The organism is Exiguobacterium sp. s64 (genome assembly GCF_018618035.1).
GTDB lineage: Bacteria > Bacillota > Bacilli > Exiguobacteriales > Exiguobacteriaceae > Exiguobacterium > Exiguobacterium mexicanum_A.
This window is the reverse complement of sequence record NZ_JACSLH010000002.1, coordinates 421,055-443,692: the sequence shown is the minus strand read 5'-3', so window position 1 is coordinate 443,692 and position 22,638 is coordinate 421,055. Positions and strand designations below refer to the sequence as shown.

20 protein-coding genes and 1 other annotated feature are annotated in these 22,638 nt (G+C 51.4%); of the genes, 12 read left to right on the top strand and 8 right to left on the bottom strand.

Features of this window, described 5'->3' with window-relative positions; genetic code table 11:
* Positions 1-47: 47 nt before the first annotated feature.
* Both murC and KNP64_RS05820 read left to right on the top strand, forming a co-directional pair.
* Positions 48-1,355: a UDP-N-acetylmuramate--L-alanine ligase gene (murC, locus tag KNP64_RS05825; RefSeq protein WP_214711755.1), complete on the top strand. Its 1,308-nt coding sequence runs from the start codon at positions 48-50 to the stop codon at positions 1,353-1,355.
* Between the two features lie 102 nt (positions 1,356-1,457).
* A complete protein-coding gene (locus tag KNP64_RS05820; RefSeq protein ID WP_034778268.1) occupies positions 1,458-1,910 on the top strand; it encodes a Dps family protein in 453 nt (150 codons plus the stop codon).
* A 36-nt stretch (positions 1,911-1,946) separates the two neighbouring features.
* Here KNP64_RS05820 and KNP64_RS05815 read toward each other — a convergent pair whose 3' ends face one another.
* Positions 1,947-3,059: an aminopeptidase gene (locus KNP64_RS05815; protein WP_214763265.1), complete on the bottom strand. Its 1,113-nt coding sequence runs from the start codon at positions 3,057-3,059 to the stop codon at positions 1,947-1,949.
* 172 nt (positions 3,060-3,231) lie between these two features.
* Here KNP64_RS05815 and KNP64_RS05810 point away from each other — a divergent pair, with 172 nt between their 5' ends.
* From KNP64_RS05810 to ccpA, 4 genes are all read left to right on the top strand, one after another.
* On the top strand, positions 3,232-3,756 hold the full coding sequence (locus KNP64_RS05810; protein ID WP_138859172.1) for a DUF948 domain-containing protein: 525 nt from the start codon (positions 3,232-3,234) through the stop codon (positions 3,754-3,756).
* 22 nt (positions 3,757-3,778) lie between these two features.
* Positions 3,779-4,489 carry a YtxH domain-containing protein gene (locus KNP64_RS05805; protein ID WP_034778265.1) on the top strand — a complete coding sequence of 237 codons (711 nt, stop codon included), beginning with the start codon at positions 3,779-3,781 and terminating at the stop codon, positions 4,487-4,489.
* A 136-nt stretch (positions 4,490-4,625) separates the two neighbouring features.
* Positions 4,626-5,717 (top strand): bifunctional 3-deoxy-7-phosphoheptulonate synthase/chorismate mutase, encoded by a 1,092-nt coding sequence (locus KNP64_RS05800; RefSeq protein WP_214763264.1) that lies wholly within the window; start codon positions 4,626-4,628, stop codon positions 5,715-5,717.
* Positions 5,718-5,843: 126 nt separating this feature from the next.
* Positions 5,844-6,857, top strand: coding sequence for a catabolite control protein A (gene ccpA, locus KNP64_RS05795; RefSeq protein ID WP_034778263.1), 1,014 nt, complete (start codon positions 5,844-5,846; stop codon positions 6,855-6,857).
* 49 nt (positions 6,858-6,906) lie between these two features.
* Here ccpA and KNP64_RS05790 read toward each other — a convergent pair whose 3' ends face one another.
* Genes KNP64_RS05790 through KNP64_RS05780 form a run of 3 tightly spaced genes read right to left on the bottom strand, consistent with a single transcriptional unit; the run spans position 6,907 to position 9,347 of the window.
* Complete coding sequence (locus KNP64_RS05790; RefSeq protein WP_214791824.1) at positions 6,907-8,076, bottom strand: acetoin utilization protein AcuC; 1,170 nt, start codon at positions 8,074-8,076, stop codon at positions 6,907-6,909.
* Positions 8,073-8,705 carry an acetoin utilization AcuB family protein gene (locus KNP64_RS05785; protein WP_138859175.1) on the bottom strand — a complete coding sequence of 211 codons (633 nt, stop codon included), beginning with the start codon at positions 8,703-8,705 and terminating at the stop codon, positions 8,073-8,075. The genes KNP64_RS05790 and KNP64_RS05785 overlap by 4 nt, the downstream gene beginning before the upstream one ends.
* A gap of 12 nt (positions 8,706-8,717) precedes the next feature.
* Positions 8,718-9,347, bottom strand: a complete 630-nt coding sequence (locus KNP64_RS05780) for a GNAT family N-acetyltransferase (RefSeq protein ID WP_214763262.1) — start codon at positions 9,345-9,347, stop codon at positions 8,718-8,720.
* 155 nt (positions 9,348-9,502) lie between these two features.
* On the opposite strand from KNP64_RS05780, the gene acsA reads away from it, so the two are divergent.
* Entirely contained in the window at positions 9,503-11,209 is a 1,707-nt protein-coding gene (gene acsA / locus KNP64_RS05775) for an acetate--CoA ligase (protein ID WP_214763261.1), read from the top strand.
* Positions 11,210-11,253: 44 nt separating this feature from the next.
* Here acsA and KNP64_RS05770 read toward each other — a convergent pair whose 3' ends face one another.
* Positions 11,254-13,719, bottom strand: coding sequence for a transglycosylase domain-containing protein (locus tag KNP64_RS05770; protein WP_214791826.1), 2,466 nt, complete (start codon positions 13,717-13,719; stop codon positions 11,254-11,256).
* Between the two features lie 168 nt (positions 13,720-13,887).
* Positions 13,888-14,085 (top strand) — a binding site (T-box leader).
* 47 nt (positions 14,086-14,132) lie between these two features.
* Between KNP64_RS05770 and tyrS the strand changes: the two genes are divergently transcribed.
* Both tyrS and KNP64_RS05760 read left to right on the top strand, forming a co-directional pair.
* Entirely contained in the window at positions 14,133-15,380 is a 1,248-nt protein-coding gene (gene tyrS / locus KNP64_RS05765) for a tyrosine--tRNA ligase (RefSeq protein ID WP_214791829.1), read from the top strand.
* Between the two features lie 107 nt (positions 15,381-15,487).
* Positions 15,488-16,114, top strand: coding sequence for a GTP pyrophosphokinase (locus tag KNP64_RS05760; RefSeq protein WP_214717543.1), 627 nt, complete (start codon positions 15,488-15,490; stop codon positions 16,112-16,114).
* 43 nt (positions 16,115-16,157) lie between these two features.
* Here KNP64_RS05760 and rpsD read toward each other — a convergent pair whose 3' ends face one another.
* Both rpsD and KNP64_RS05750 read right to left on the bottom strand, forming a co-directional pair.
* Positions 16,158-16,757 carry a 30S ribosomal protein S4 gene (gene rpsD / locus KNP64_RS05755; protein ID WP_029595169.1) on the bottom strand — a complete coding sequence of 200 codons (600 nt, stop codon included), beginning with the start codon at positions 16,755-16,757 and terminating at the stop codon, positions 16,158-16,160.
* Positions 16,758-16,980: 223 nt separating this feature from the next.
* Positions 16,981-17,463, bottom strand: a complete 483-nt coding sequence (locus KNP64_RS05750) for a GAF domain-containing protein (RefSeq protein ID WP_214791830.1) — start codon at positions 17,461-17,463, stop codon at positions 16,981-16,983.
* Between the two features lie 236 nt (positions 17,464-17,699).
* Between KNP64_RS05750 and ezrA the strand changes: the two genes are divergently transcribed.
* Together ezrA and KNP64_RS05740 are read left to right on the top strand one after the other, a co-directional pair.
* A complete protein-coding gene (gene ezrA, locus KNP64_RS05745) occupies positions 17,700-19,430 on the top strand; it encodes a septation ring formation regulator EzrA (RefSeq protein ID WP_214706414.1) in 1,731 nt (576 codons plus the stop codon).
* 74 nt (positions 19,431-19,504) lie between these two features.
* Positions 19,505-21,085 carry an amidohydrolase gene (locus KNP64_RS05740; protein WP_214791832.1) on the top strand — a complete coding sequence of 527 codons (1,581 nt, stop codon included), beginning with the start codon at positions 19,505-19,507 and terminating at the stop codon, positions 21,083-21,085.
* A 48-nt stretch (positions 21,086-21,133) separates the two neighbouring features.
* Here the strand turns inward: KNP64_RS05740 and KNP64_RS05735 are convergent, their stop codons facing one another.
* Entirely contained in the window at positions 21,134-21,952 is an 819-nt protein-coding gene (locus KNP64_RS05735; RefSeq protein ID WP_034778250.1) for an NAD kinase, read from the bottom strand.
* Between the two features lie 155 nt (positions 21,953-22,107).
* Here KNP64_RS05735 and tpx point away from each other — a divergent pair, with 155 nt between their 5' ends.
* The gene (gene tpx / locus KNP64_RS05730) at positions 22,108-22,596 is read left to right on the top strand and encodes a thiol peroxidase (protein ID WP_131471299.1); all 489 of its coding nucleotides are present in this window, start codon (positions 22,108-22,110) and stop codon (positions 22,594-22,596) included.
* Positions 22,597-22,638: the final 42 nt, after the last annotated feature.

Sequence of the window (22,638 nt, the reverse complement as noted above, 5' to 3'; positions counted from 1 at the left end):
TCGCATTTTTTCAACAGACCGCAATGAATTAGGGGGGCTATTTACAGATGAACCGTTATCACTTCGTCGGAATTAAAGGAACGGGCATGAGTCCTTTAGCTCAAATTTTAAATGACATGAACAATGAGGTCCGAGGTTCGGACGTTGACAAAGCATTTTTTACTGAAGAAGCATTGAATCGCAAAGGAATTGAAATCCTTCCGTTTGATCCTGAAAATATTACCGAAGGGCAAATCGTCGTACAGGGCAACGCCTTCGCTGACGATCACCCTGAAGTCGTTCGAGCGCGCGAGCTCGGATTGACGATATACAAATACTATGAGTTTCTCGGCGAATTGGCCGACCACTACACGAGTGTCGCCATTACGGGATCTCATGGTAAGACATCGACGACAGGTCTGTTGGCTCACGTCATGCGCGGCATCGAGCCGACGTCGTTCTTGATTGGCGATGGCACAGGAGAAGGGGTCGAAGACTCGAAGAATTTTGTCTTCGAAGCATGTGAGTACAAGCGTCACTTCTTATACTATCGTCCAGACTACGCTATCATGACGAACATCGACTTCGATCACTCGGATTATTTCTCGGGTCTCGATGACGTCATCGATGCGTTCCAAGAAATGGCGAAGCAAGTGAAAAAAGGCATCATCGCTTGTGGCGATGATGAGAACCTGCAACACATTCAAGCAAACGTGCCAATCGTCTATTACGGTTTCGGTGCCCATAACGACTTCCGTGCCGAGAACGTGAACTCGACGGACAACGGAACAACGTTTGACGTTTACTTGCGTGACGACTTCTATGGGACGTTCCGCATTCCGGGATATGGCAACCACAGCGTCTTGAATGCCCTTGCCGTCATCGCGACGTGTGACTATGAGAACTTACCGAAAGAATTGGTTAAAGACCGCCTCGAGACGTTTAACGGCGTGAAACGTCGTTTCAGCGAATCGACGCTCGGAAACCAAGTGTTAGTGGATGATTATGCCCACCATCCACGGGAAATCAGCGCGACAGTCGAAGCGGCACGTAAAAAATACGCCGGCCGTGAAGTTGTAGCCATCTTCCAACCACACACGTATACACGCCTGAAGTCATTCATGGATGATTTTGCTGCGGCATTAGCCGAAGCGGACGTGGTGTACTTGTGTGACATCTTCGGTTCGGCTCGCGAACAAGAAGGTACTGTCACGATCGAAGACTTGCAATCGCGTATCGAAGGCGCGAACGTCTTGAAGCGGGGCGGGGTCAGTGTCTTAAGTCAACATAAAGACGCGGTTCTCCTGTTCATGGGAGCCGGAGACATTCAAACGTACCAACGTGAATACGAGAATCACGTCCAACTCGAAGCGTGAATCGAGAGCGAATGGCTGATGCCGTTCGCTTTTTTTGTGTTTAACATCAAGTCAAGACGGTAATAGTATTAGCGACTGAATTTGGAAAAGGAGATGTTAAGGATGGCAAGCCAAGGCGCATTGAGTACATTGAACAAAGAGGTGGCCAACTATGGCCTCTTATTCGTCAAACTGCATAACTACCACTGGTACATTAGCGGACCTCACTTCTTCACGTACCATGAAAAGTTGGAGGAACTGTATAACCTCGTCGCTGAACTGTACGATGACGTGGCGGAGCGGCTCTTGATGAATGACGGCGAACCGTATGCGACGATGAAAGAATATCTCGAACATTCGACGTTGCAAGAAGGGGATCGCCATGCGGATACCGATCAAATGATCAAGGACGTGATCAGTGACTTCAAACAGATCCGTCAAGAGATGCAAGACGCGATGGAAAACTTCGAAGACGGGGACGAAGCAATCGAAGACACGTTCGTCTCTCATATCGAGCGACTCGAGAAAGAGATTTGGATGATGTCGGCAGCGCTCGGCAAAAAGACGAAGCTGTAATGAAAACAAGCGTGCCGCAATCGGCACGCCTGTTTTTTATTTTAGATTTTCTGGATTGAGAGGCAAGAGCGAGTCGACGACAAAGCGTCCGTCCTTGCGAATCAATACGTCATCGAACCAAATCTCGCCGCCGCCATAATCAGGACGTTGGATGTTGACGAGATCCCAGTGGATTGAAGAGTTGTTCCCGTTATAGGCGTCGTCATACGCCTGGCCTGGTGTGAAGTGGAAGCTGCCGTCGATTTTCTCGTCGAACAAGATATCTTTCATCGGGTGTTGGATGTACGGGTTGACGCCGATGGCGAATTCGCCGACGTAGCGTGCGCCTTCATCCGTATTGAACACGTCATTGATTCGGTCGGTGTCGTTCGCGGTCGCGTTGACAATTTTTCCGTCTTGGAACGTCAACGACACGTTCTCGAAGGTGAAGCCATGATATGGAGATGGCGTGTTATACGTGATGACGCCATTGATCGAGTCTTTGACCGGCGCTGTGAACACTTCACCGTCCGGGATGTTCATCTGACCCGAACACTTGATGGCCGGGATATCTTTGATCGAGAAGCTGAGGTCCGTTCCTGGCCCTTTGATCATGACACGGTCGGTCTCGTTCATGAGCGTGACGAGGGCGTCCATAGCCCGGTCCATCTTGCGGTAATCGAGCGTACAGACGTTGAAATAGAAGTCCTCAAATGCCTCGGTCGATTTGCCGGCGAGTTGCGCCATCGATGGGGACGGATAACGCAGCACGACCCATCTCGTTCCTTTGACGCGGTCCTCGGTATGCATTTTACCGATGGTGGCCCCGACGAGTTTTTGTTGCTCGGCCGGAACGTCTGATAACTCGTTAATGTTGTCACCGGCCCGAAGTCCGATATAGGCGTCCATGGCCTGCATTTGTTTGCGCTCGATGTCGGCCATGAGCTCAAGTTGCTCTCGGCTTGCTCCGCTGTAGAGCTTACGCAAAATACGGCTCTCTTTCAACAAGACGAACGGATGCCCCCCGGCTTCGTACGCCTTCTCGACAAGCGCTTCGACGAGCGACTCCTCGACACCAAAATTTTCGATTAGAACGCGTTCCCCTGGCTTCAATTCGACCGAATAATTGATCAATCCGTCGGCGAGTTGCGTGATTCTTGGATCTCTCATACGTCCACCCCTTTAACTTTTTTAAATTTATTTCTATTTTAGTGTAATCGAAAACATAAAAACGGGTAAAGGAATAATCAGACCGGATGGCGAAAACGGTTGTGACAAATCTTTTCAGTCATAATGGTGCTATAATGAAAACACCACATTATCGAACAGGAGGAATGGATGCATGGAAATCACATTAGGAGGCATTGCAGGGCTCATCGCGGCACTCGCATTTGTCGTACTCGTATTTTTCTTGGCACGTGTCTTGTCGAACGTCAATCGGACACTCGGCAGCGTCGCCAACACGACTGAAAACTTAGAACGTCAATTAGACGGAATCACAATGGAAGTGACGGCGCTCTTACATAAGACGAACCGTCTTGTAGATAACGTCGAAGAGAAAACAGAATTGCTCGCACCAGTGGCTCACGCGCTTGATGAGCTCGGCACGTCGCTCAACGAAGTGACGGAGTCGGTACGGACGGTTTCTTCTTCTGTTCACGTGGCAGCAGACGAAAATAAAGAACAGATCGCCCAAGCGGTACGATGGGGATCTGTCGCTGTAGAATTATTTAAGAAAAATAAAACAGAGACCTCTTCTGACGAACGACCATCACGTCGTCGCGGACGTCGAGACCGGAAACAAGAACAAGAACCGACAACGGTCTCACCAGGGGTGATTGCGACAGACGACACAATCAAATCATAACCATCACAAGGAGGAAGTAACGATGACATACGACAAGAACAAAACATATAACAACGAACAACAACCGAGCGGTGGATTTTTGGCAGGTGTCGTTCTTGGCGGCGTAATCGGCGCGGCCGTGGCACTCCTCACATCACCGAAGAGTGGTCGTGAAGTGCGTACGTATTTAGACGAGAAGACGGCGACGTCGCGTGAGCGATTGACGGTCAAATCGAAAGAAGTACGTGAGAAAGCAGAGCCGGTCGTTGGTGAATGGATCAAAGTGGCGAGCGATAAAGCAGCGCCTGTCTTGAACCTCGTCAAAGACAAGGCCCGTGAAGCAGCCGAATTGAAGCAACAAGTCGACGAAGACGAGTTGTCAATCGAAGAAGCAATGGAGAAAGCCGATCAACTCGTAGCCGAGGCAGAAGCTGAAGTGAAAGAACAGCTCGACCGCGCTTCAGAAGATCAGTCGAGCGAAACAAAAAAATCGAACGACTCAAACGATTCATCGAAAGCAGACGCTAAAACGGATGCCTCATCTGATAAACCGAAGTCATCAGAAAGCAAGCCGAACGCGAACAAAGCAAACACAAACAAATCGGCAGCGAACAAACAAGAAGCATCAAGCAGCCGTGATCAGTCAGAAGACTATGAATCGGATTTCGAAGCCCCTGTAAAAGACTTGCTCGACGATGAGTCGAAACAAGAATTAAAGGACTTGAAAAACGATCTTAAAAACGGCAACAAGTAATGCATCGAGCGTCCGGACCATCCGGACGCTTTTTTTGTTGATTTTGTGTCGCTAGCCCATTTCCCTATGACAAAGCGGTTAAAGTTCGATATAATTAGGTTTCTGGAAAGAACGGCTTAGAAATGAGAGGGTATTTATGAGTCCACAAGATCAATTGAATCGTTTACGTCGCGAGATGGATGAGTTGAATCGTGAGATGCTCGACTTGCTCAGCCGCCGCGGCACGCTCGCTGTCGAAATCGGTAAAGTGAAACGTCTGCAAGGCGTCGAACGGTACGACCCGGTCCGCGAACGAGAAATGTTAGACTTTATTGCGGCATCGAATCCTGGTCCTTTCGAGACGGCTCGCTTGCAGCACTTGTTCAAAGAAATGTTCAAAGCCTCGGCCGAGCTTCAAGGAGAAGACCGGGATAAGACGTTGCTCGTCTCGCGAAAGTGTCAAGCCGAAGATACGATTGTCACGCTCGACGATGTCACGATTGGTAACGGACGTCCGCAATTGATTGCGGGACCGTGTGCGGTTGAATCATTCGAACAAGTGAATGCTGTCGCTGAAAAGTTAGCGTTGTCTGGTGTCAAAATCTTGCGCGGCGGGGCGTATAAGCCTCGAACCTCCCCATATGATTTCCAAGGACTTGGGTTTGATGGATTGCAGCTGTTGAAACAAGCAGCGGATCGCCACGACTTGCGGGTCATCTCGGAAATCATGACACCAGGTGCGGTCGAGTCGGCACTCCCTTATGTAGACATCATCCAAGTCGGCGCGCGTAACATGCAAAACTTCGATTTGTTGAAAGAAGTCGGGAAGACCTCGAAACCGGTCTTGTTGAAACGCGGTCTCGCGGCGACAATCGAGGAGTTCATCTATGCGGCGGAGTACATCATGGCGAGCGGGAATAGCCAAGTCATCTTGTGCGAACGCGGGATTCGGACGTATGAGCGGGCGACACGCAACACGCTCGATATTACGGCGGTACCGATTTTGAAGCAAGAGACGCATTTACCGGTCATGGTCGATGTCACCCATTCGACGGGACGACGTGATTTGTTACTGCCGGCGGCCAAGGCGGCGCTTGCGGTCGGAGCCGATGGCGTCATGGTCGAAGTGCACCCGAATCCGGCGATTGCCTTGTCGGATGCCCAGCAACAACTCGATTTCGACCAATTCGATCAATTCGTGGACGGGCTTACGGCCCAGTTCCCTCAACTTGATTTGGTGAAAAAGTAAGCTTTCCAATTGGAAACGTTTTATATAGCGTGAAGACAGGGTAAAATGATGACAGATACCTGTCTTCCTTTTTTGACACGTTTTTTGAAAATCGTTTGAAAATCATTGCTTGTAGGAGGAGTTTTAATGAATAGTAATAATGTAACCATCTATGATGTCGCACGAGAAGCCGGGGTGTCGATGGCAACCGTCTCACGCGTCGTCAACGGAAACCCGAACGTCAAACCGACGACCCGTAAGAAAGTTCAGGACGCCATCGACCGTCTTGGTTATCGTCCGAACGCCGTCGCCCGCGGACTCGCCAGCAAGAAGACGACGACGGTCGGCGTCATCGTCCCTGATATCTCGAACATCTTTTTCGCAGACCTCGCGCGTGGGATTGAAGACGTGGCGACGATGTACAAGTACAACATCATTCTCGGAAACTCGGACTCGAACCGTGACAAAGAGATCCATTTGTTGAACACGTTGCTCGGCAAACAAGTCGACGGCATCATCTTCATGGGTGGACGTCTGCATGAAGATCTCGTCAACGAGTTCAAGAAGTCGCCGGTGCCAATCGTCCTTGCGGCGACGCTCAACCAAGGATATGACCTTCCGGCGGTCAACATCGATTACGAGCAGGCAGCGTACGATGCGACCGAAATGTTGATCGGCCACGGCCACAAACAAGTTGGCTTCATCACAGGACCACTCGAGCAACAAATCAATGGCGAGAAGAAATTCTCTGGTTACCGCCGTGCCCTTGACGACGCCGGACTCCCGTTCCGTGAGAGTGACGTCGTCCTCGGGAATTACACGTACGCATCAGGCCTTGAGGCGATGCAGAAGATGCTCGAACGTGACGATTGCCCGAAAGCGATTTTCGCCGGTACGGATGAGATGGCACTCGGTGTCATTCACGCGATTCAAGACGCCGGTTTTTCGGTCCCGAACGATTTTGAAGTCGTCGGCCATGATAACACGCGTCTCGCGACGATGATTCGTCCGAAATTGACGACGGTCGTCCAACCGATGTATGACATCGGTGCCGTTGCCATGCGTCTCTTGACGAAAATCTTGAACGCTGAAGAAATCGAAGAGAAAAACGTCGTCTTGCCGCACCGCATCGAACGTCGCGATTCGGTACGTCAAGACTGAATAAAAATCCCCTCGCCTGCGGAGTGACTCCGCAGGCGAGGGGATTTTTTTAGACATATAATGATTTGCGATCGTTCGAGATGAACGGCCAAAAGGCGCGTTTCGACACTTCCCAATTCTTCTCCTCGATTTGTTGCTTTCGTGGAATGTGTTGGAACGTGTACGTATGGTCATCCCACCGCGTCGGCAACGTTTGATCGGCTTTGGCCTGCCATTGTTCAATCCATTCGACCGGGATGTCACCACGATACGGTGCCTCACGCGTCAGACCGGCCCATACTTGGGACCAGGCGCGCGGCACCGTCCGATACCAGTCATACCCGCCGCCGCCAAGGGCGACGAGGCGACCTTCCGTGTACTCATCGGCGAGTCGAGAGGCGATTTGTGGAATCTGTTCGAACGTCCGAATCGTCGAGGCGAGGTGTGTCAGCGGGTCGAACGCATGGGCGTCGGCGCCGTTCTGTGTCAGGATGATATCGGGTTTGAACCACTCGCACGCTTCCCGGAACACGGTCTCGTAACAGCGCAGGAAGGAATCATCTTGGGTGAACGCATCGACCGGGACGTTCCAACTGTATCCATAGCCGTTCCCGTTACCACGCTCCGTGACCGATCCTGTCCCAGGAAACAAGTAGCGGCCGGTCTCATGGATGGATAAGGTCATCACATCCGCATCGTCATAAAACAGCCATTGGACGCCGTCACCGTGATGGGCATCGGTATCGACGTACAAGACACGCGACCCGTACGTCTGACGGACGTGAGCGATGGCGACGGCCGCATCGTTATAGACACAAAAACCTGACGCTTTTCGTCTCATCCCGTGATGCAGACCGCCCCCGACGTGAAACGCACGCTCGACTTTTCCGCTCGCGACCAAGTCAAGGGCGTGCATCGTCCCCCCGACGAGCCGGGCCGCCCCTTCATGGATGGTTGGGAAAATCGGAGTGTCTTCAGTACCGAGCCCAAATTTGTTCGCTTTCAACGTCGACAGCTCACCTGCGGCGGCCGCTTGGACCGCCTCGATATAATCGAGGTCGTGCACGAGCGCCAGCGACTCGACAGAGGCGAGGGGAGGAACGATACACTCGGAGGCCTGAAGCTTGCCTGAGGCGATGAGGAGAGACGTCGTCAGCTTCAGGCGAATCGGATTGAACGGATGATCTTCGTGAAAGCGGTACGAGTTCTCGTTCTCGCCGAATATGTAGGCCGGTCTCATGGGGACATCTCCGGACCGAGCACGTCGAAGCCCTCACGCTTCAACCGTTCGATGATGCGGAGCGGATTCATCGTCTGCACGCGGAACGAGATGATCCGTTTATATGGGTCGGCCGTCGGGTGGACGAACACGTTGATGATATTCACATTCGTCTTGGCGAGGAGCCGTGTCACTTTTTCGAGCGTGCCGGTCGTATTCTCGACTAAGATTTCAATTTGTGAACTCGGCTCGAGTGCACCGGTCAATTGGACGAAATATCGCAATAAATCTGTCTCGGTCAACACGCCGACGAGCTTTCCTTGTTCGACGATCGGAAGACACGTCAAACGATACTCATAAAACAAGGCGGCCGCGTCTTCGAAAAAATCGTACGGGTGCGCCGTCGTCACATCTTGACGCATGATGCTCGAGACAGGGTTTTTAAAGTCAGCGCTCTCGCTTTCTGGGTGGAACACACTCGTCGCACCGCTCATCTCGAACTGGCCGACGATTCCGACGACTTGACGGGCCGGATTTGTGACGATGAGATGGCGTACTTTGTGGTCGCGCATGAGCTTGGCCGCATGGGCAATCGTATTGGTCGGTTGAATCGTCACGACATGACGGTTCATCATTTGTTCAATCAGCATCCAGATCCCTCCTCAGTCATACATGAACCGGCGTCGCAGCCGGAGTGAATCGAAGTGGTCAATCGTCTCTTGACGGACGTTCTTGCCGATCCGTGCCATCAGACAGTTGGCCGGGTGCGAGGCGATCTCCGGGTCGTCAGTCGGGAAGAAGACGAGCCCGCCGTGGTTCATCATCTTCTCCATCACTTTCCGATAGTCCCAAATGGTGAGTCCGCTTCCTTTTAGATCCCAGTGCCAATAATATTCCGTCGTCAAAATCAGGAAGTCGTCCATATGTGGATCCATCATCGACACTTCGAGCAGCTGTTTGCCGATCCGTTGACCGCGGAAGCGCGGACTCACTTCGATGGCGCCGAGCTCGAGAATGTAAGGGTCGTTCCCTTCGCTCCAACGCTCATACGGGTCTGGATATAAATACGTCACGTAGCCGATGACGAGATCGTCGACGCGGGCCACGATAATGCGTCCTTCTTTCAAGTCAGCGATTTCAACGAGGGCCTTATGTTGGTCCTCTGGTTCACGAAATGCGGTCAATCCCTCATCGAGGCGATACGTCGCCAGTACATCGCTTTCGATGGGTCCATCGATGATTACGGCTCCGAGTGAGGTTTCCCACACCTTTGAATGATATTGTTTTTCCATGGAGTCACCACCTTTTCCACCTTCTATTATAGCGCTTTCATTCTACTTCTTTCACGCTCTTTTGGAGATTTTGGAAATTCATTGATTTGTCACAATATTAACACTATACTGAAAGTGGTTATACCATTCATTACAGGGGAGGCGAATCTTTAGCGATGGAAAAATTGAAAGCGTTATCAGGGGAACATCAATTGGCGTCGTATGAAGAGGCTTGTCAGTCGTTCGAGTGGACTCAAGCAGAAGCACTATTTTCTTGGAATTTGACGGGGAATATCAACATGGCGTACGAAGCGATCGACCGTCACGCCGAAGGTGAACTGGCCACAAAACTGGCATTGCTCTATTTCGATGGGGAACGAGAAGAGCGCTATACGTATGAAGATATGAAACGAGAGAGCAATCGGTCCGGAAACGTTCTGAAATCGGTTGGAGTGGAGAAAGGCGACCGCGTCTTCATCTTCATGCCGCGGAGTCCAGAACTTTATTTTATTTTGCTCGGCACACTTAAATTGGGCGCCATCGTCGGTCCGTTGTTCGAGGCGTTCATGGAACAAGCCGTTCACGACCGTCTGCTCGACTCGGAAGCGAAAGTCATCGTGACGACCGAGGCGCTCTTGCCGCGCATCCCGGTCGATCAGCTCCCACACTTGGAGACGATTTTGATCGTCGGCGACGGGGTAGAAGAAGCCGGAAAAATCATCGACTATCGCAAATTGGCGGCTGAAGCTTCGACTGACCTCGACATCACATGGGTTGACCGTGAGCACGGCATGATCTTGCATTATACGTCAGGGTCGACCGGGAAGCCGAAAGGCGTCCTGCATGTCCATAACGCCATGGTGCAGCACTTGATGACCGGGAAATGGGTGCTCGACTTACAACCGGATGATATTTACTGGTGCACGGCCGACCCAGGCTGGGTGACGGGCACGAGCTACGGGATTTTCGCACCGTTCTTGAACGGGGCGACGAATGTGATCGTCGGGGGACGATTCAATCCGGAGTTCTGGTATTCGGTCATCGAACGGTTCGGGGTCACCGTCTGGTACAGCGCGCCGACGGCGTTCCGGATGCTCATGGGTGCCGGCGAAGAAGCGTTCGAGAAATATGATCTATCGTCTCTCCGCCATATCCTCTCGGTCGGTGAACCGCTCAACCCGGAAGTCATTCGTTGGGGGAACGAATCGTTTGGGTTACGGATTCATGATACGTGGTGGATGACAGAGACGGGTGCGATGATGATTTGTAACTATCCGACGATGGATATCAAACCGGGTTCGATGGGGAAAGCCATCCCGGGTTGTGAAGCGGCCATCTTAGACGACCGCGGTCAACCGCTCCCGCCACATCGGATGGGCAACTTGGCCCTCAAGACGCCATGGCCGTCGATGATGCGGAAGATTTGGAAGAACGACGCCAAGTATGAGAGCTATTTCTGGGGCGATTGGTACGTCTCAGGCGACTCCGCCTATATGGACGAGGATGGTTACTTCTGGTTCCAAGGCCGCGTCGATGACGTCATCATGACGGCAGGCGAACGGGTCGGTCCGTTCGAAGTCGAGAGTCGTCTCGTCGAGCACCCGGCAGTTGCCGAGGCCGGTGTCATCGGGAAACCAGATCCGGTCCGTGGAGAGATTATCAAGGCGTTCATCGCGCTCCGTAAAGGCTATGAGCCGTCAGACGAGCTGAAGACGGAGATTCAAAAGTTCGTCAAAGAAGGGCTCGCGGCCCATGCGGCCCCGCGTGAGATTGAATTCAAAGACAAGCTGCCGAAAACACGAAGCGGGAAGATCATGCGCCGCGTCTTGAAAGCTTGGGAATTGAACCTTGAGACAGGTGACTTATCGACAATGGAAGATTGAACGACAAAAGGTCGACACGCGATGTGTCGACCTTTCTTGTCGGTTTAGGCGCCGTCTGCAGCTTCGGAGTCTTCTTTCTTCTTATCTTCCTCAGCCTTTTTCTCAGCCTCGGCTTTCTTTTTAGCTTCTTCTTCAGCTTTCTTCTTGTCGGCTTCAGCTTTTTTCTTCGCTTCCGCTTCAGCTTTCGCTTTAGCCTCAGCATCTGCCTTTTCTTTCGCAGCAGCGTCAGCTTCTTGTTTTTCTTCAGCCTCTTGTTTCTTCTCTTCAGCTTCTTCTTTCTTCTTCGCCTCTTCTTCGGCTTTCTTCTTGGCTTCCTCTTCCTTCTTCTTCTCTTCGACTTTCTTCTTCTCAGAGAATGAGCCAGAATCTTTGAAGTCAGCCGCAGAAACGCTAGCAGGTTGGTTGAAGCGTGCATTTGTAAATGTTTCTGGCTTGTCAGCGTACACTCGGTTCGCAATCTGCGACCAGATGCGTTGTGTCCGTTGGTAATAAGGACCGTACGGATACTTGTCTGTCATCTCGAGAGTTTGATTATCGTAACCAGACCAGACGGCTAGTGTGACGTCTGGTGTTGAGCCGACGATATAAGAATCACGTTTCTTTTGAGTTGTCCCGGTTTTACCCATCCAATCACCTGGGGCGTTCAAAAGTGACTTCGCGTACGTCGCTGTTCCGGACGTATAGACGTCACGCAACATGTCGACAACAAGGTAAGCGGTACGGTCGGAATAGATGCGTTTTTTCTCTGGTTGCGCTTCGAAGATAGTTTCTCCCTGGAAGTCAATTTTGTCTACGAAATATGGGTTTACGTGTTCACCATAATTGGCTAGCATCGCGTAAGTTGAAGCCAAGTTAACTGGACTGACCTCGCCTACACCTAGCGCCATCGACGAGGCCTTACGGTTCGCTTCCGACACTTCGATCCCCATGTCTACAAGATGTTGTGTATCTTCAAACATCTGATTTCGCTCCTCGTAGATTTTGACGGCGGGAACGTTCAACGATAGTTTGAGTGCATCTCGGACAGTGACGGGGCCGCGATACGTTTTTCCTTCATTGTTGACCGGATCTTTTCGGTTACTATAATCAAACTTGTAGAAATACTCTTCGTCAATAATCGTTGTCGCCGGTGTAATCATCCCAGCCTCGATTGCACTTGCATAGACAAGAATCGGTTTTGCTGTCGATCCAATTTGGCGTTTCATCTGTGTGGCATGGTTGTACTCTTCAGTTTTACCGTTAATGTAACGACCACCGACGAATCCTAGGACGCGACCGGTCTTGTTTTCAAGCATGACGCCGGCTGTTTGTTCTGGATAGCTTTTCCCATCCACATTTTGATTTGGGCCAAAGTTATTTGCGTTTTTGGCTGGTTGTTGCATAGCTTCATGAACTTCTTTATCGAGCGTCAAATGAATTTTATATCCGCCTTGTCGGAGTGCGTTGTGAGCGCGGTTTCCATAACTAGAACGGATTTCTTTTCGTTCACTCGGTTCGAGGTCGTTCAAATTAATTCCATCTATCTTGAGAAGGTGTGCGGTCACAATCGCGAGCGCTTCTCGTTCAGCTAAGTCGATAACATACGGATAACGGTCACGCGGCTTCGATTGCGTCTTCATGAAGTCTTTTGTGATGTCATAGTTGTATGCAGCGTCATAGTCTTCTTTTGTGATTTTCCCAGCAACGTACATCCGGTTGAGTACTGTTTTCATCCGATTGATGGCCGGTGACACGTCCTCTTTAATGACACCACCTTGATAATACGGTGTATACAGGAACGGGTTTTTCGGGATCCCGGCGAGGAAAGCGGCTTGTGGCAACGTCAACTTCTCAGCCGATGTATTGAAGACACCTCGAGCGGCTGCTTCAATCCCTGAGATGTTGCGTCCCATCGAGTTTCGTCCGAATGAGACGACGTTCAAGTACGCGTTCAAGATCTCATCTTTGTTCATTGCTTTCTCGAGGCGAAGGGCGAGTAAAATTTCTTTCGCTTTTCGTTCGAACGACACTTCGTTCGTCAGCATTTGGTTTTTGATGAGCTGTTGGGTGAGCGTAGAACCGCCGGTCCGGTCTTCCGATCCGGTCGCTTCCTGTAAGATGGCACGGAGCGTCGCTTTCGGCACGACACCATCGTGTTCGTAAAACTCGACGTCCTCTGTGGCGAGTAACGCGTCGACGACGAACGGAGAGACTTTCTCGACGGCGACGGGAACGCGGACTTCATCCGTCGTATAGTTTCCGATGCGTTCACCGCTTCCAAAATAAATGTCAGAAGTCGATGAGTACGTGTTGATTTGCGACGTCATCGTCTTATATGCGGGTGCCGGCATATCCTTGACGAGGGAAGCGAAATAACCCGCTCCGATCCCGGCGCCTAAAAATCCAATGAGAACGACCGATATAATCGTTAGGAGCAGTACGTTCCACGATACATCGTAAAATACATTGGCATAACGGCGGGCTTTCAAGGACTTTGGTTGGTTCCATGTGTCTCGAATCTTTTGCAGCATGACAGCCTCCTTAATATGGTGTAAAACTATTTTTGACAGTAATATATACGATTATAGCACAAGTCCTTCCTGACCTTACCCCGAATCGACTACCGGATGCAAGTTTCCATATTCTCGGTTGACAATTTGGAAATGGAACTTATAAAATGTAAAGCATAGTCCATAAACAAAGATGCTATGAAGAAAGCGAAGTAGTCGACTGACCGCTTGTCCAGAAAGCTAGTGGGTGCTGTGAACTAGCCAATGTCAGCCGATGAATTACACTTTTGGAGCGTGCCGTTCGGCCGGGTCGAGACCGTTATCTCTCGCTACAAGTGGCCACAGCTGTGGCAATTAGGGTGGTACCGCGGAATCTCCGTCCCTTCTCATATGAGAAGGGACGTTTTTTTATGTCAATTGAAGGAGTGGAACAGATGGAATTATTGAAGGATTTAGAATTTCGAGGTCTCGTCAACCAAATGACGGACGAAGCAGGATTGAAAGAACAGCTGAACAAACCGACGACGCTTTACACCGGGTTCGACCCGACGGCGGACTCGCTCCACATCGGGCACTTGCTGCCGATTTTAACACTCAAACGTTTCCAAGAGGCGGGGCACCATGTCATCGCGCTCGTCGGTGGAGCGACCGGCATGATCGGTGACCCGTCAGGACGTTCGGACGAGCGTTCGCTCAACACGCTCGACACGGTCAAACAATTCTCGGATCGAATCAAAAACCAATTGAGCCGCTTCCTCCCGCTCGAAGGGGACAACCCGATCTCAATCCGCAACAACTACGAGTGGACGGGAGAGTTGTCGATCATCGACTTCTTGCGCGACATCGGCAAACACTTCCCAATCAGTTACATGCTCGCCAAAGACTCGGTCGACTCGCGTTTGGAGAATGGGATCTCGTACACGGAATTCTCATACATGCTGTTACAATCGTTCGACTTCTTGAAGTTGTACGAAAACGAGAGCTGCCGCCTTCAAGTCGGGGGCAGCGACCAGTGGGGCAACATCACGGCCGGTCTCGAACTCATCCGCCGCTTCGGTCACTCGGAGAAGGCGTTCGGGTTGACGGTACCACTCGTGACGAAGTCGGACGGTCAAAAGTTCGGGAAGACGGCGGGTGGTGCAGTCTGGCTCGATGCCGACAAGACGACACCGTACGAGTTTTACCAGTTCTGGATTAACGTCGACGACGCTGACGTCATCAAGTTCATCAAATACTTCACGTTCATGTCGCACGAAGACATCTTGGCGCTCGAAGCAGAAGTGGCCGCTGCACCTGAGAAGCGTGCCGCCCAACGTCGCCTCGCCGAAGAGATGACGAAGCTCGTCCATGGAGAAGCGGGTCTTGATCAAGCGCAACGTATCACGACTGCCTTCTTTAGTGGCGACTTGAAAACGCTCAAACCAGAAGACATGGATGCCGCATTCAAGGGCATGCCACAGTTCGAGCTCGAAGGCGAGCGCAACCTTGTCGACATTCTCGTCGAAGCGAAGATTGCACCATCGAAACGTCAAGCCCGTGAAGACGTTCAAAACGGGGCGATTTACTTGAACGGGGAGCGGGAACAGTCGCTCGATAAAATGGTGACACGCGCCGATACGCTAGGTGAGTTCACCATCATCCGTCGCGGTAAGAAAAAATACTTCGTGATCCGTCACGTCTGATGCATGCGTCCATGTCCGCCAATGTTGCGAACATGGACGTTTTTTTCTGACTCAACATCGATTCGGTCTGCTACGATAGCAAGTATAGACGACAAGGAGGCTTTGTTATGGACATCGAAGAATTTTTTGGCGAGCAGTTCCATCAATGGCGGGAGCGATTCCGGTACTACGAGATGGCAATCACTGAACTCGAGAGCGATCTCGGCATCATCGACCTCGATTGGCAGACGCGGCTCGGCTATTCGCCGATTGAACACGTGAAGACGAGGATGAAGACGTTGCCGTCCATCATTCGGAAGATGAATCAAAAAGGGCTTCCCCTAGAAGTGGAAGCGCTGTGGGACAATATATCTGACGTCGCCGGAGTGCGGATCGTCACGAGTTTTCGTGATGACATCTACGCCATCCTCGATCATTTGAAAAAACGGGACGATTTAGAAATTGATGAGATTAAGGATTACATCCAACATCCGAAACCGAGCGGCTATCGGAGCTTGCATCTCATCGTCCGAACGAAAGTGTATTTGGCGGAACGCGTCATCTGGGTGCCAGCCGAGATTCAAATTCGCACGCTCGCCATGGACTTTTGGGCGGCGACGGAGCATAAGCTTCATTATAAATACCAGGACGTCGTCCCGGAGGCGTCGAAACTCGAGTTGATTGAAGCGGCGAAGATGGCGGATGCGCTCGATACCCAGATGGGCCGGATTCGTGAACAGATTTTAAAGAAATAAAAAAATCCCCTTTCCTGCCGAGGCAGGGAAGGGGATAAAAGCATTAACGTGAGTAGTACTCAACGATGAGTTGCTCTTTGATTTGGTCGTTCAATTCAGCGCGCTCAGGAAGACGTACGAATGTACCTTCGAGCTTCTCAGCATCGAATGTGACGTAGTCTTTTGTAGCTGGTGCTACTTCGAGAGCTTCAGCAATCGCTTTGAAGTTTTTAGACTTCTCGCGAACTGAAATGACTTGACCTGGTTTTACACGGTAAGACGCGATGTCTACACGTGAACCGTCAACTTGGATGTGACCGTGGTTGACGAGTTGGCGCGCTCCGCGACGTGTGCGAGCGAGACCCATACGGTAAACGAGGTTGTCAAGGCGTGACTCGAGCAAGAACATGAAGTTCTCGCCGTGGATACCTTGCATTTTCCCAGCATCGTTGAAGATGCGACGGAATTGCTTCTCGTTGATTCCGTACATGTGACGGAGTGCTTGCTTCGCTTGAAGCTGAAGACCGTATTCAGAGATTTTACGACGACCATTTCCGTGTTGACCTGGTGCGTAAGGACGTTTTGCTAATTCTTTACCCGTTTCGCTAAGCGAGATGCCTAAGCGACGCGAGAGTTTCCAAGCTGGACCTGTGTAACGAGCCATGTTTGGACTCCTCCTTGTTGTTCATGTATTTTGCACAAAAGAACAACGGTGTCAAAGACGGGTGACGCCCCTTTCATAGGTTCAAGCACCTTCACTTGATAGCGAAGCTACGAGATGCTCCTCCGACTCAGTCGAGGCCCGAAAGGTGGATACGTCTGTCAATGACTGCTATCGTCATTTCATGCACAAAAATCAGTATACGACGAAACGATTCGCTTGTCAATCAGATGAAGCGAAGTAATGTCTGGCAAAATTGCTCGAGCCCTTGGCGGTCGACATCTGAGAAGCGGTCGAACTCGGGGCTGTCGATATCGAGGACACCGATCGTCTTGCCGTCGCGAACGAGCGGGACGACGATTTCTGAGTTCGAAGCCGCATCACAAGCGATATGGCCAGGGAATTGATGAACGTCTGCAATGAGTTGCGTCTCTTGCGTCGAGGCCGCAGTGCCGCAAACTCCTTTACCGAACGCGATATGGACACAAGCCGGCAGACCTTGGAACGGTCCGAGGATGAGGGCGTCTTCGCCTTCTGTTAAATAGAAGCCGACCCAGTTGATCCGGTCGAGGAATTGGTTGAGCAACGCGCTCGCGTTTGAAAGGTTCGCGACACGGTTCGTCTCGCCTTCAAGTAGCGCGGTGAGTTGTTTGTTTAGTAGGTCGTAACCGGCGGCCAAGTCGCCAGAGTAAGTAGTCGTTTGGAACATGGGATTCCCTCCTAATGAATGAAAGCAAGATTGATTAGCATTATGGTACACGCATTTTTTTATTTTGTCTTCTTAAAAGATTCATGTGAAAAATAACATTCTCTCCCTAAACCGTTGGAAAACCTATGCAAATCATTGGTTCTATAATATGATTAGTATTATCTATACCATAAAATACTTCATTTATTCATTCAGATACATAAGTCCACGAAAGCGGCTTGGAGGTTGTGACAGAGATGGATTACGGAATCTATGGAATTTTAATTGGAATCATTGTCATCGCATTAGGGGCGATGCTGGGAAGCATGCTCGTGCGAAGGAATTTTTACCAGAAAATTGATGATTTAGACATGCGCAAACAAAGCGTGCTCAGCGCCAGCGTCCCGGCCGAACTGCAGAAGTTCAAACAGTGGCCGATGGAGGGCGAGACGAAAGAAAAGTTCGAGCGTTGGCATCAGTCATGGGACGAACTCGTCAGTGTACATACCGGGCAAATCGATGAGGCGCTCTATCATGCCGAAGAAGATTTGGACAAATATCGCTTTCTCAAAGTCAAGTCGGATTTGAATGCGACGGAACAGTTGATTCAAGAGCTCGAGTCGATGGTACACGCCATGCTCGACGAGATGGATGAGTTTAATCAGCATCATTCGTCGCTCCTCGATATCGTCAAAAAAGACGAGAAAGAGCTGTACCAATTCCGGAAGACACTCGTCGCGCAAAACAGTGCGTTCGGCCCGACGTATGAACTCGTCGAATCTGAGATTGCGGCAGCGGAAGCAAAACGGACCGAGATGATCACGTTGAAGCAAGAAGGCCAAGTATCGGAGGCGTATGTCGCCGGCCAAGTCTTGTCTGAGAAAGTGACGAAGATTCGTGAACTCGTCAGTGTCATCCCTCAGTTCGTCCGCACGGTGCAGGTTGACTTGAAACAACAGCTCAACCAGTTGCGTTCGGGGCATAAAGAGATGCAAATGGACGGCTACGCGCTCGAACCGCTCGGTTTAATGGAAGAAATCGAGCAGGCGGAAGATCGCCGATCGGCTCTTATGGACCGCATCGAACAGCTCGACTTCGATCATTTCGAGATGGACATGCAACAGCTCAGTTCGGACATCGACCAGTTGTTCGAAGCGTTCCGGACCGAAGTCGACGCGCGCCAATACGTGAAGAAAGAATTCGCGAGTGTGAAAGACCGTGACCGCCAGACGAGCGAAGTCATGGCGCGACTCCATCAAGAGATGACTCGACTCGTCAGCAACTATGAGATCAACGCTCGAGTCGGTGAAGAATTTGAACAGCTTGAACGTGAGCGGGCGACGCTCACGGCGAACGTGCTCGATATCGAACAGGCGCTCGTCGCCCAGATGATCCCGTTCAGCATGATCAAGTCGAAAGTGCAAGAAGCAAAACGGTCGCTCGACCAGTTTAGTGCCATGCATGAACGCTTCATCGAAAATACGAACTCGCTCCGTAAAGAAGAGCTCGAGGTTCGTAACAAGCTCGAGTCTTGGAAGAAAGAATTGTCGGCCCATCGCCGACTCCTTACGAAGAGCGCCATGCCGGTCGTCCCGACGGATTTGACGAGCGATATGCGCCAATTGCAAAAAGGCGTTCAATCGTTGGACGAACAGTTCGAGAAGGCGCCGTTCAATATGACGTATATCGTCGGACTCAGCCACGACGTCGAAGAGACGATGGACAACTTCCGCGACCGGGTCAAAGCGCTCTTACGCCAAGTCACGTACGCCGAGCAGCTGCTGCAATATGCGAACCGCTATCGCCGGCGTGACAACGAGGTCCATATCGCCTTGACGCTCGCCGAGAACAAGTTTTTACACGGAGAGTACGGCACGGCCGTCGAAATCGGTGAACGCGTCCTCGGGCGCTTCGATGAAGGCGCGGCCCGCGAGATTCGTCAGCGTGTCGAAAAAGGTTTGGAGCAACAAGAGCTATTACGAAAATAATGATGCATGAAGATTGACGTAAACGGGAATTAACGTAGACGTCAATCTTTTTTGAATCGAGGAGGAATTTTGTGATGGGAACGCTATGGGTAAACGGAAAGATCTATACGATGAATAAAGAGCATGAACAGGCTCGCGCCATGTATGTCGAGCACGGTCGCATTCTGAAGCTAGGTGAGGAAGGCCACCTTCGTCGTACATACGCCGGAAGGATCAAACAGATTGTGAACCTTGAAGGGAAGAGCGTTTATCCGGCGTTCACCGACTCACACATCCATTTGATCGGATACGGGGAAGCGCTCGACCGCATCGATGCGACCGAGACGACGGATTTGCAAGCTCTGCTCGAGTCGATGAAACAAAAGGACGGCAGTGACAGAAGTGACGATTGGCTCGTCGCGGAAGGGTTCAATGACCGTCTGCTCGGAGCGATGCCGACGCGTGAGATGATTGATGCCGTCATTCCAGACCGGCCCGTCGTCTTGAAGCGGGTCTGTCGCCACGTCGCCGTCGTCAACTCGAAAGGATTGGAACGACTTGGCTTGATTCACCATACCGTCATCGAAGGCGGAAAGCTCGGACGCGACGCGGAAGGAAAACTGAACGGGGTGCTATACGATGCGGCGCTCGATTTGCTCCATAAAGAACTGGGGGGGAATCGCAAGAAAAATGTCGCCTCACTCCACCGGGCCATCGACTCGCTTTTCGCCCACGGGATTGTCGGCGCCCATACGGAAGACCTGTTCTATCATGGCGACCCGCTCGAGACGATTCAAGCGTATGAGGACGTGTTAGCAGATCTCCCGTTCCACGCCCATCTGCTCGTCCATGAACAAGTCGTCGATCAATTAATCCGTCACGATGCGCTCGCGAAACGACCACGTTTCGATTTCGGGGCGATGAAACTGTTCGTCGACGGGTCGTTCGGGGGACGGACGGCACTCTTATCGGAACCGTATACGGACGAACCGGGTCAGCGCGGAATCGAGGTCCATCGTCCAGACCATCTCGAGGCGCTCGTCAAAAAGGCGCGGTCGTATGGTATGAACGTGGCAGCTCACGTCATCGGGGATGCCGCCGCCGAACAGTTCATCACATTGCTCGAGAAGTATCCGGCCAAGCGCGGGACGCGGGACCGAATCATCCATGCCTCGCTCTTGAACGATGCATTGTTGAAACGGATCCAGGCGCTGCCGGTATTGATTGATGCGCAGCCGATCTTCTTGTCGGACGACATGAACTTGTTGTTCGACCGGCTCGGAAACGACCGGGTCGATAACGCCTACCGCTTCAAATCGATGCTCGACACGGGAGCGCTCGTCCTCGGGGGCAGTGACGCCCCGATTTCTTCGGTCGATGTGCGAAAAGGCCTGTATGGTGCCGTCACCCGTCAATCGTTCGAGGAGTCGGGCGCGCTCAATCCGACGGAACGCCTGTCGATGTATGAAGCGCTCCGTAGCTTCACGTATGCCCCGCGTGTCGCCACAGGCACGCACGGACGTGACGGCTTGTTGATTCAAAGTTATAACGCCACGTTCACGGTGTGGGAAGAAGACTTCTTCGAACTTCGCGGGCGCGACATCCTCGACAACCGACTCGTCATGACGGTCGTCGAAGGGTCGCCGGTGTATGAGGCCGACGTCGTCAACGCATAATAAAAAGGCTAGCCGTCTAAGTAAAATGGACGGCTAGCCATTTGTCGTTTAGAAGAATGAGCGTTGTACTTTGTGCCAGAACGAGTTGTTTTTCAACTTGACCGTTTTGACGACTTGGTCAGAGAGCTCGATATCGATTCGGTCGGTATATTTGAGGCTGAGCGCCTCGTTATCCATCCCGATGATCGGATAGTCGTTCCCGTCTTCGACGATGCGAAGCGACAGTTTGCGTGAATCATGGACGATGAACGAGGAACCGAGTGTACGGTAACGGTTATTGTTCACCGAAGCGATTTCGCTCACTTGCATGCATGGGATGAGCGGGTCGACGATCGCGCCGTCGAGTGATTTATTATAAGCCGTCGAGCCGGTCGGCGTCGAGACGACCATCCCGTCGCCGCGGAACGTCTCGAAGTGAAGATCGTCGATGTATACCTCAATGGCGAGTGATTTGATGATACTCGATTTGATCGAAGCTTCGTTCAAACAAAGCATCGGTGTTGATTCATTGATTGAAGCCGATAAGAGCGGATATTTCCGTACCTCGAGCCCGGCTTCGATCCGAGCAGAGTTATCTGAGAATAAACGATCGACTTCGTCGAGCTTATGTATGTCGAAGTCGCAATAAAACTCATTCAATCCGCGTCCGAACCCGACGTAGATGGCGTCTTGACGGAAGCCTGTATAACGGACGGCCTGTAAGAACGCGCCATCTCCCCCGATGGCGACGATGATGTTGGCGTCTTCCGGACGATTCACGACGTTGAAGCCATGCTTCTCACCGATCTCGATTAGTTTCTTTACCTCTTTAGTAAAGTCGTTGACGTTACGATGGTACAAATAAACGTTGTTTCTCATCCATGTCATCCCCTTTGTCAATTGAGTCTCTTTCATTATACAGCGTTTTAGACGCTCGATATAGGGAAAATCACAATCAGACCGTCTGAGGCAGGAAGTTTGTCATCGAGACGGCACCATCGATATGATGAAGAAGTATAAATCAAACCAAAGGGGATGAAACGATGCCAACATTTAAAGGCAATACCGTTACACTGCAAGGGAATCCGGTCAAAGTCGGAGATGCTGCACCGGACTTTACAGCGCTCACGACGGCACTTGAAGAGGTGACGCTCGCGTCATACCCAGGGAAAAAATTGATTAGTGTCGTCCCGTCGATTGATACAGGCGTCTGTGATGCACAAACGCGTGCGTTCAACGAGAAAGCGGCAACGCTTGGAGGGACAGTCTTGACTGTGTCGAACGACTTGCCGTTCGCACAACGTCGCTGGTGTGCGGCCTCGGGACTCGATAACGTCATCATGTTATCGGACCACCGCGACCAATCGTTCGCGAAATCTTACGGCGTGTTGATGGAAGAGCTCCGTCTCCTCGCACGCTCGGTGTTCGTCATCGACTCAGAAGGTACGGTCCAATACGTCCAGTACATGGATGAGATGACAGACGAGGTCGATTTCGATGCGGCGCTCGAGGCGTTTGATAAAGCGAACTGATTCGCTTGGCGAAATGACCACGAATCGCTTACACTAATAGAA

Excerpts from the sequence above, each read along its gene's own strand:
- KNP64_RS05790 (WP_214791824.1), bottom strand. The coding sequence starts at position 8,076 with ATGAGACCGGCCTACATATTCGGCGAGAACGAGAACTCGTACCGCTTT.
- KNP64_RS05800 (WP_214763264.1), top strand. The coding sequence starts at position 4,626 with ATGAGTCCACAAGATCAATTGAATCGTTTACGTCGCGAGATGGATGAG.
- KNP64_RS05810 (WP_138859172.1), top strand. The coding sequence starts at position 3,232 with ATGGAAATCACATTAGGAGGCATTGCAGGGCTCATCGCGGCACTCGCA.
- KNP64_RS05735 (WP_034778250.1), bottom strand. The coding sequence starts at position 21,952 with ATGACATGGATGAGAAACAACGTTTATTTGTACCATCGTAACGTCAAC.
- rpsD (WP_029595169.1), bottom strand. The coding sequence starts at position 16,757 with ATGGCTCGTTACACAGGTCCAGCTTGGAAACTCTCGCGTCGCTTAGGC.
- KNP64_RS05780 (WP_214763262.1), bottom strand. The coding sequence starts at position 9,347 with ATGGAAAAACAATATCATTCAAAGGTGTGGGAAACCTCACTCGGAGCC.
- KNP64_RS05740 (WP_214791832.1), top strand. The coding sequence starts at position 19,505 with ATGGGAACGCTATGGGTAAACGGAAAGATCTATACGATGAATAAAGAG.
- acsA (WP_214763261.1), top strand. The coding sequence starts at position 9,503 with ATGGAAAAATTGAAAGCGTTATCAGGGGAACATCAATTGGCGTCGTAT.
- KNP64_RS05805 (WP_034778265.1), top strand. The coding sequence starts at position 3,779 with ATGACATACGACAAGAACAAAACATATAACAACGAACAACAACCGAGC.
- KNP64_RS05785 (WP_138859175.1), bottom strand. The coding sequence starts at position 8,705 with ATGCTGATTGAACAAATGATGAACCGTCATGTCGTGACGATTCAACCG.
- KNP64_RS05760 (WP_214717543.1), top strand. The coding sequence starts at position 15,488 with ATGGACATCGAAGAATTTTTTGGCGAGCAGTTCCATCAATGGCGGGAG.
- ccpA (WP_034778263.1), top strand. The coding sequence starts at position 5,844 with ATGAATAGTAATAATGTAACCATCTATGATGTCGCACGAGAAGCCGGG.
- murC (WP_214711755.1), top strand. The coding sequence starts at position 48 with ATGAACCGTTATCACTTCGTCGGAATTAAAGGAACGGGCATGAGTCCT.
- tyrS (WP_214791829.1), top strand. The coding sequence starts at position 14,133 with ATGGAATTATTGAAGGATTTAGAATTTCGAGGTCTCGTCAACCAAATG.
- KNP64_RS05820 (WP_034778268.1), top strand. The coding sequence starts at position 1,458 with ATGGCAAGCCAAGGCGCATTGAGTACATTGAACAAAGAGGTGGCCAAC.
- tpx (WP_131471299.1), top strand. The coding sequence starts at position 22,108 with ATGCCAACATTTAAAGGCAATACCGTTACACTGCAAGGGAATCCGGTC.
- KNP64_RS05770 (WP_214791826.1), bottom strand. The coding sequence starts at position 13,719 with ATGCTGCAAAAGATTCGAGACACATGGAACCAACCAAAGTCCTTGAAA.
- KNP64_RS05815 (WP_214763265.1), bottom strand. The coding sequence starts at position 3,059 with ATGAGAGATCCAAGAATCACGCAACTCGCCGACGGATTGATCAATTAT.
- KNP64_RS05750 (WP_214791830.1), bottom strand. The coding sequence starts at position 17,463 with ATGTTCCAAACGACTACTTACTCTGGCGACTTGGCCGCCGGTTACGAC.
- ezrA (WP_214706414.1), top strand. The coding sequence starts at position 17,700 with ATGGATTACGGAATCTATGGAATTTTAATTGGAATCATTGTCATCGCA.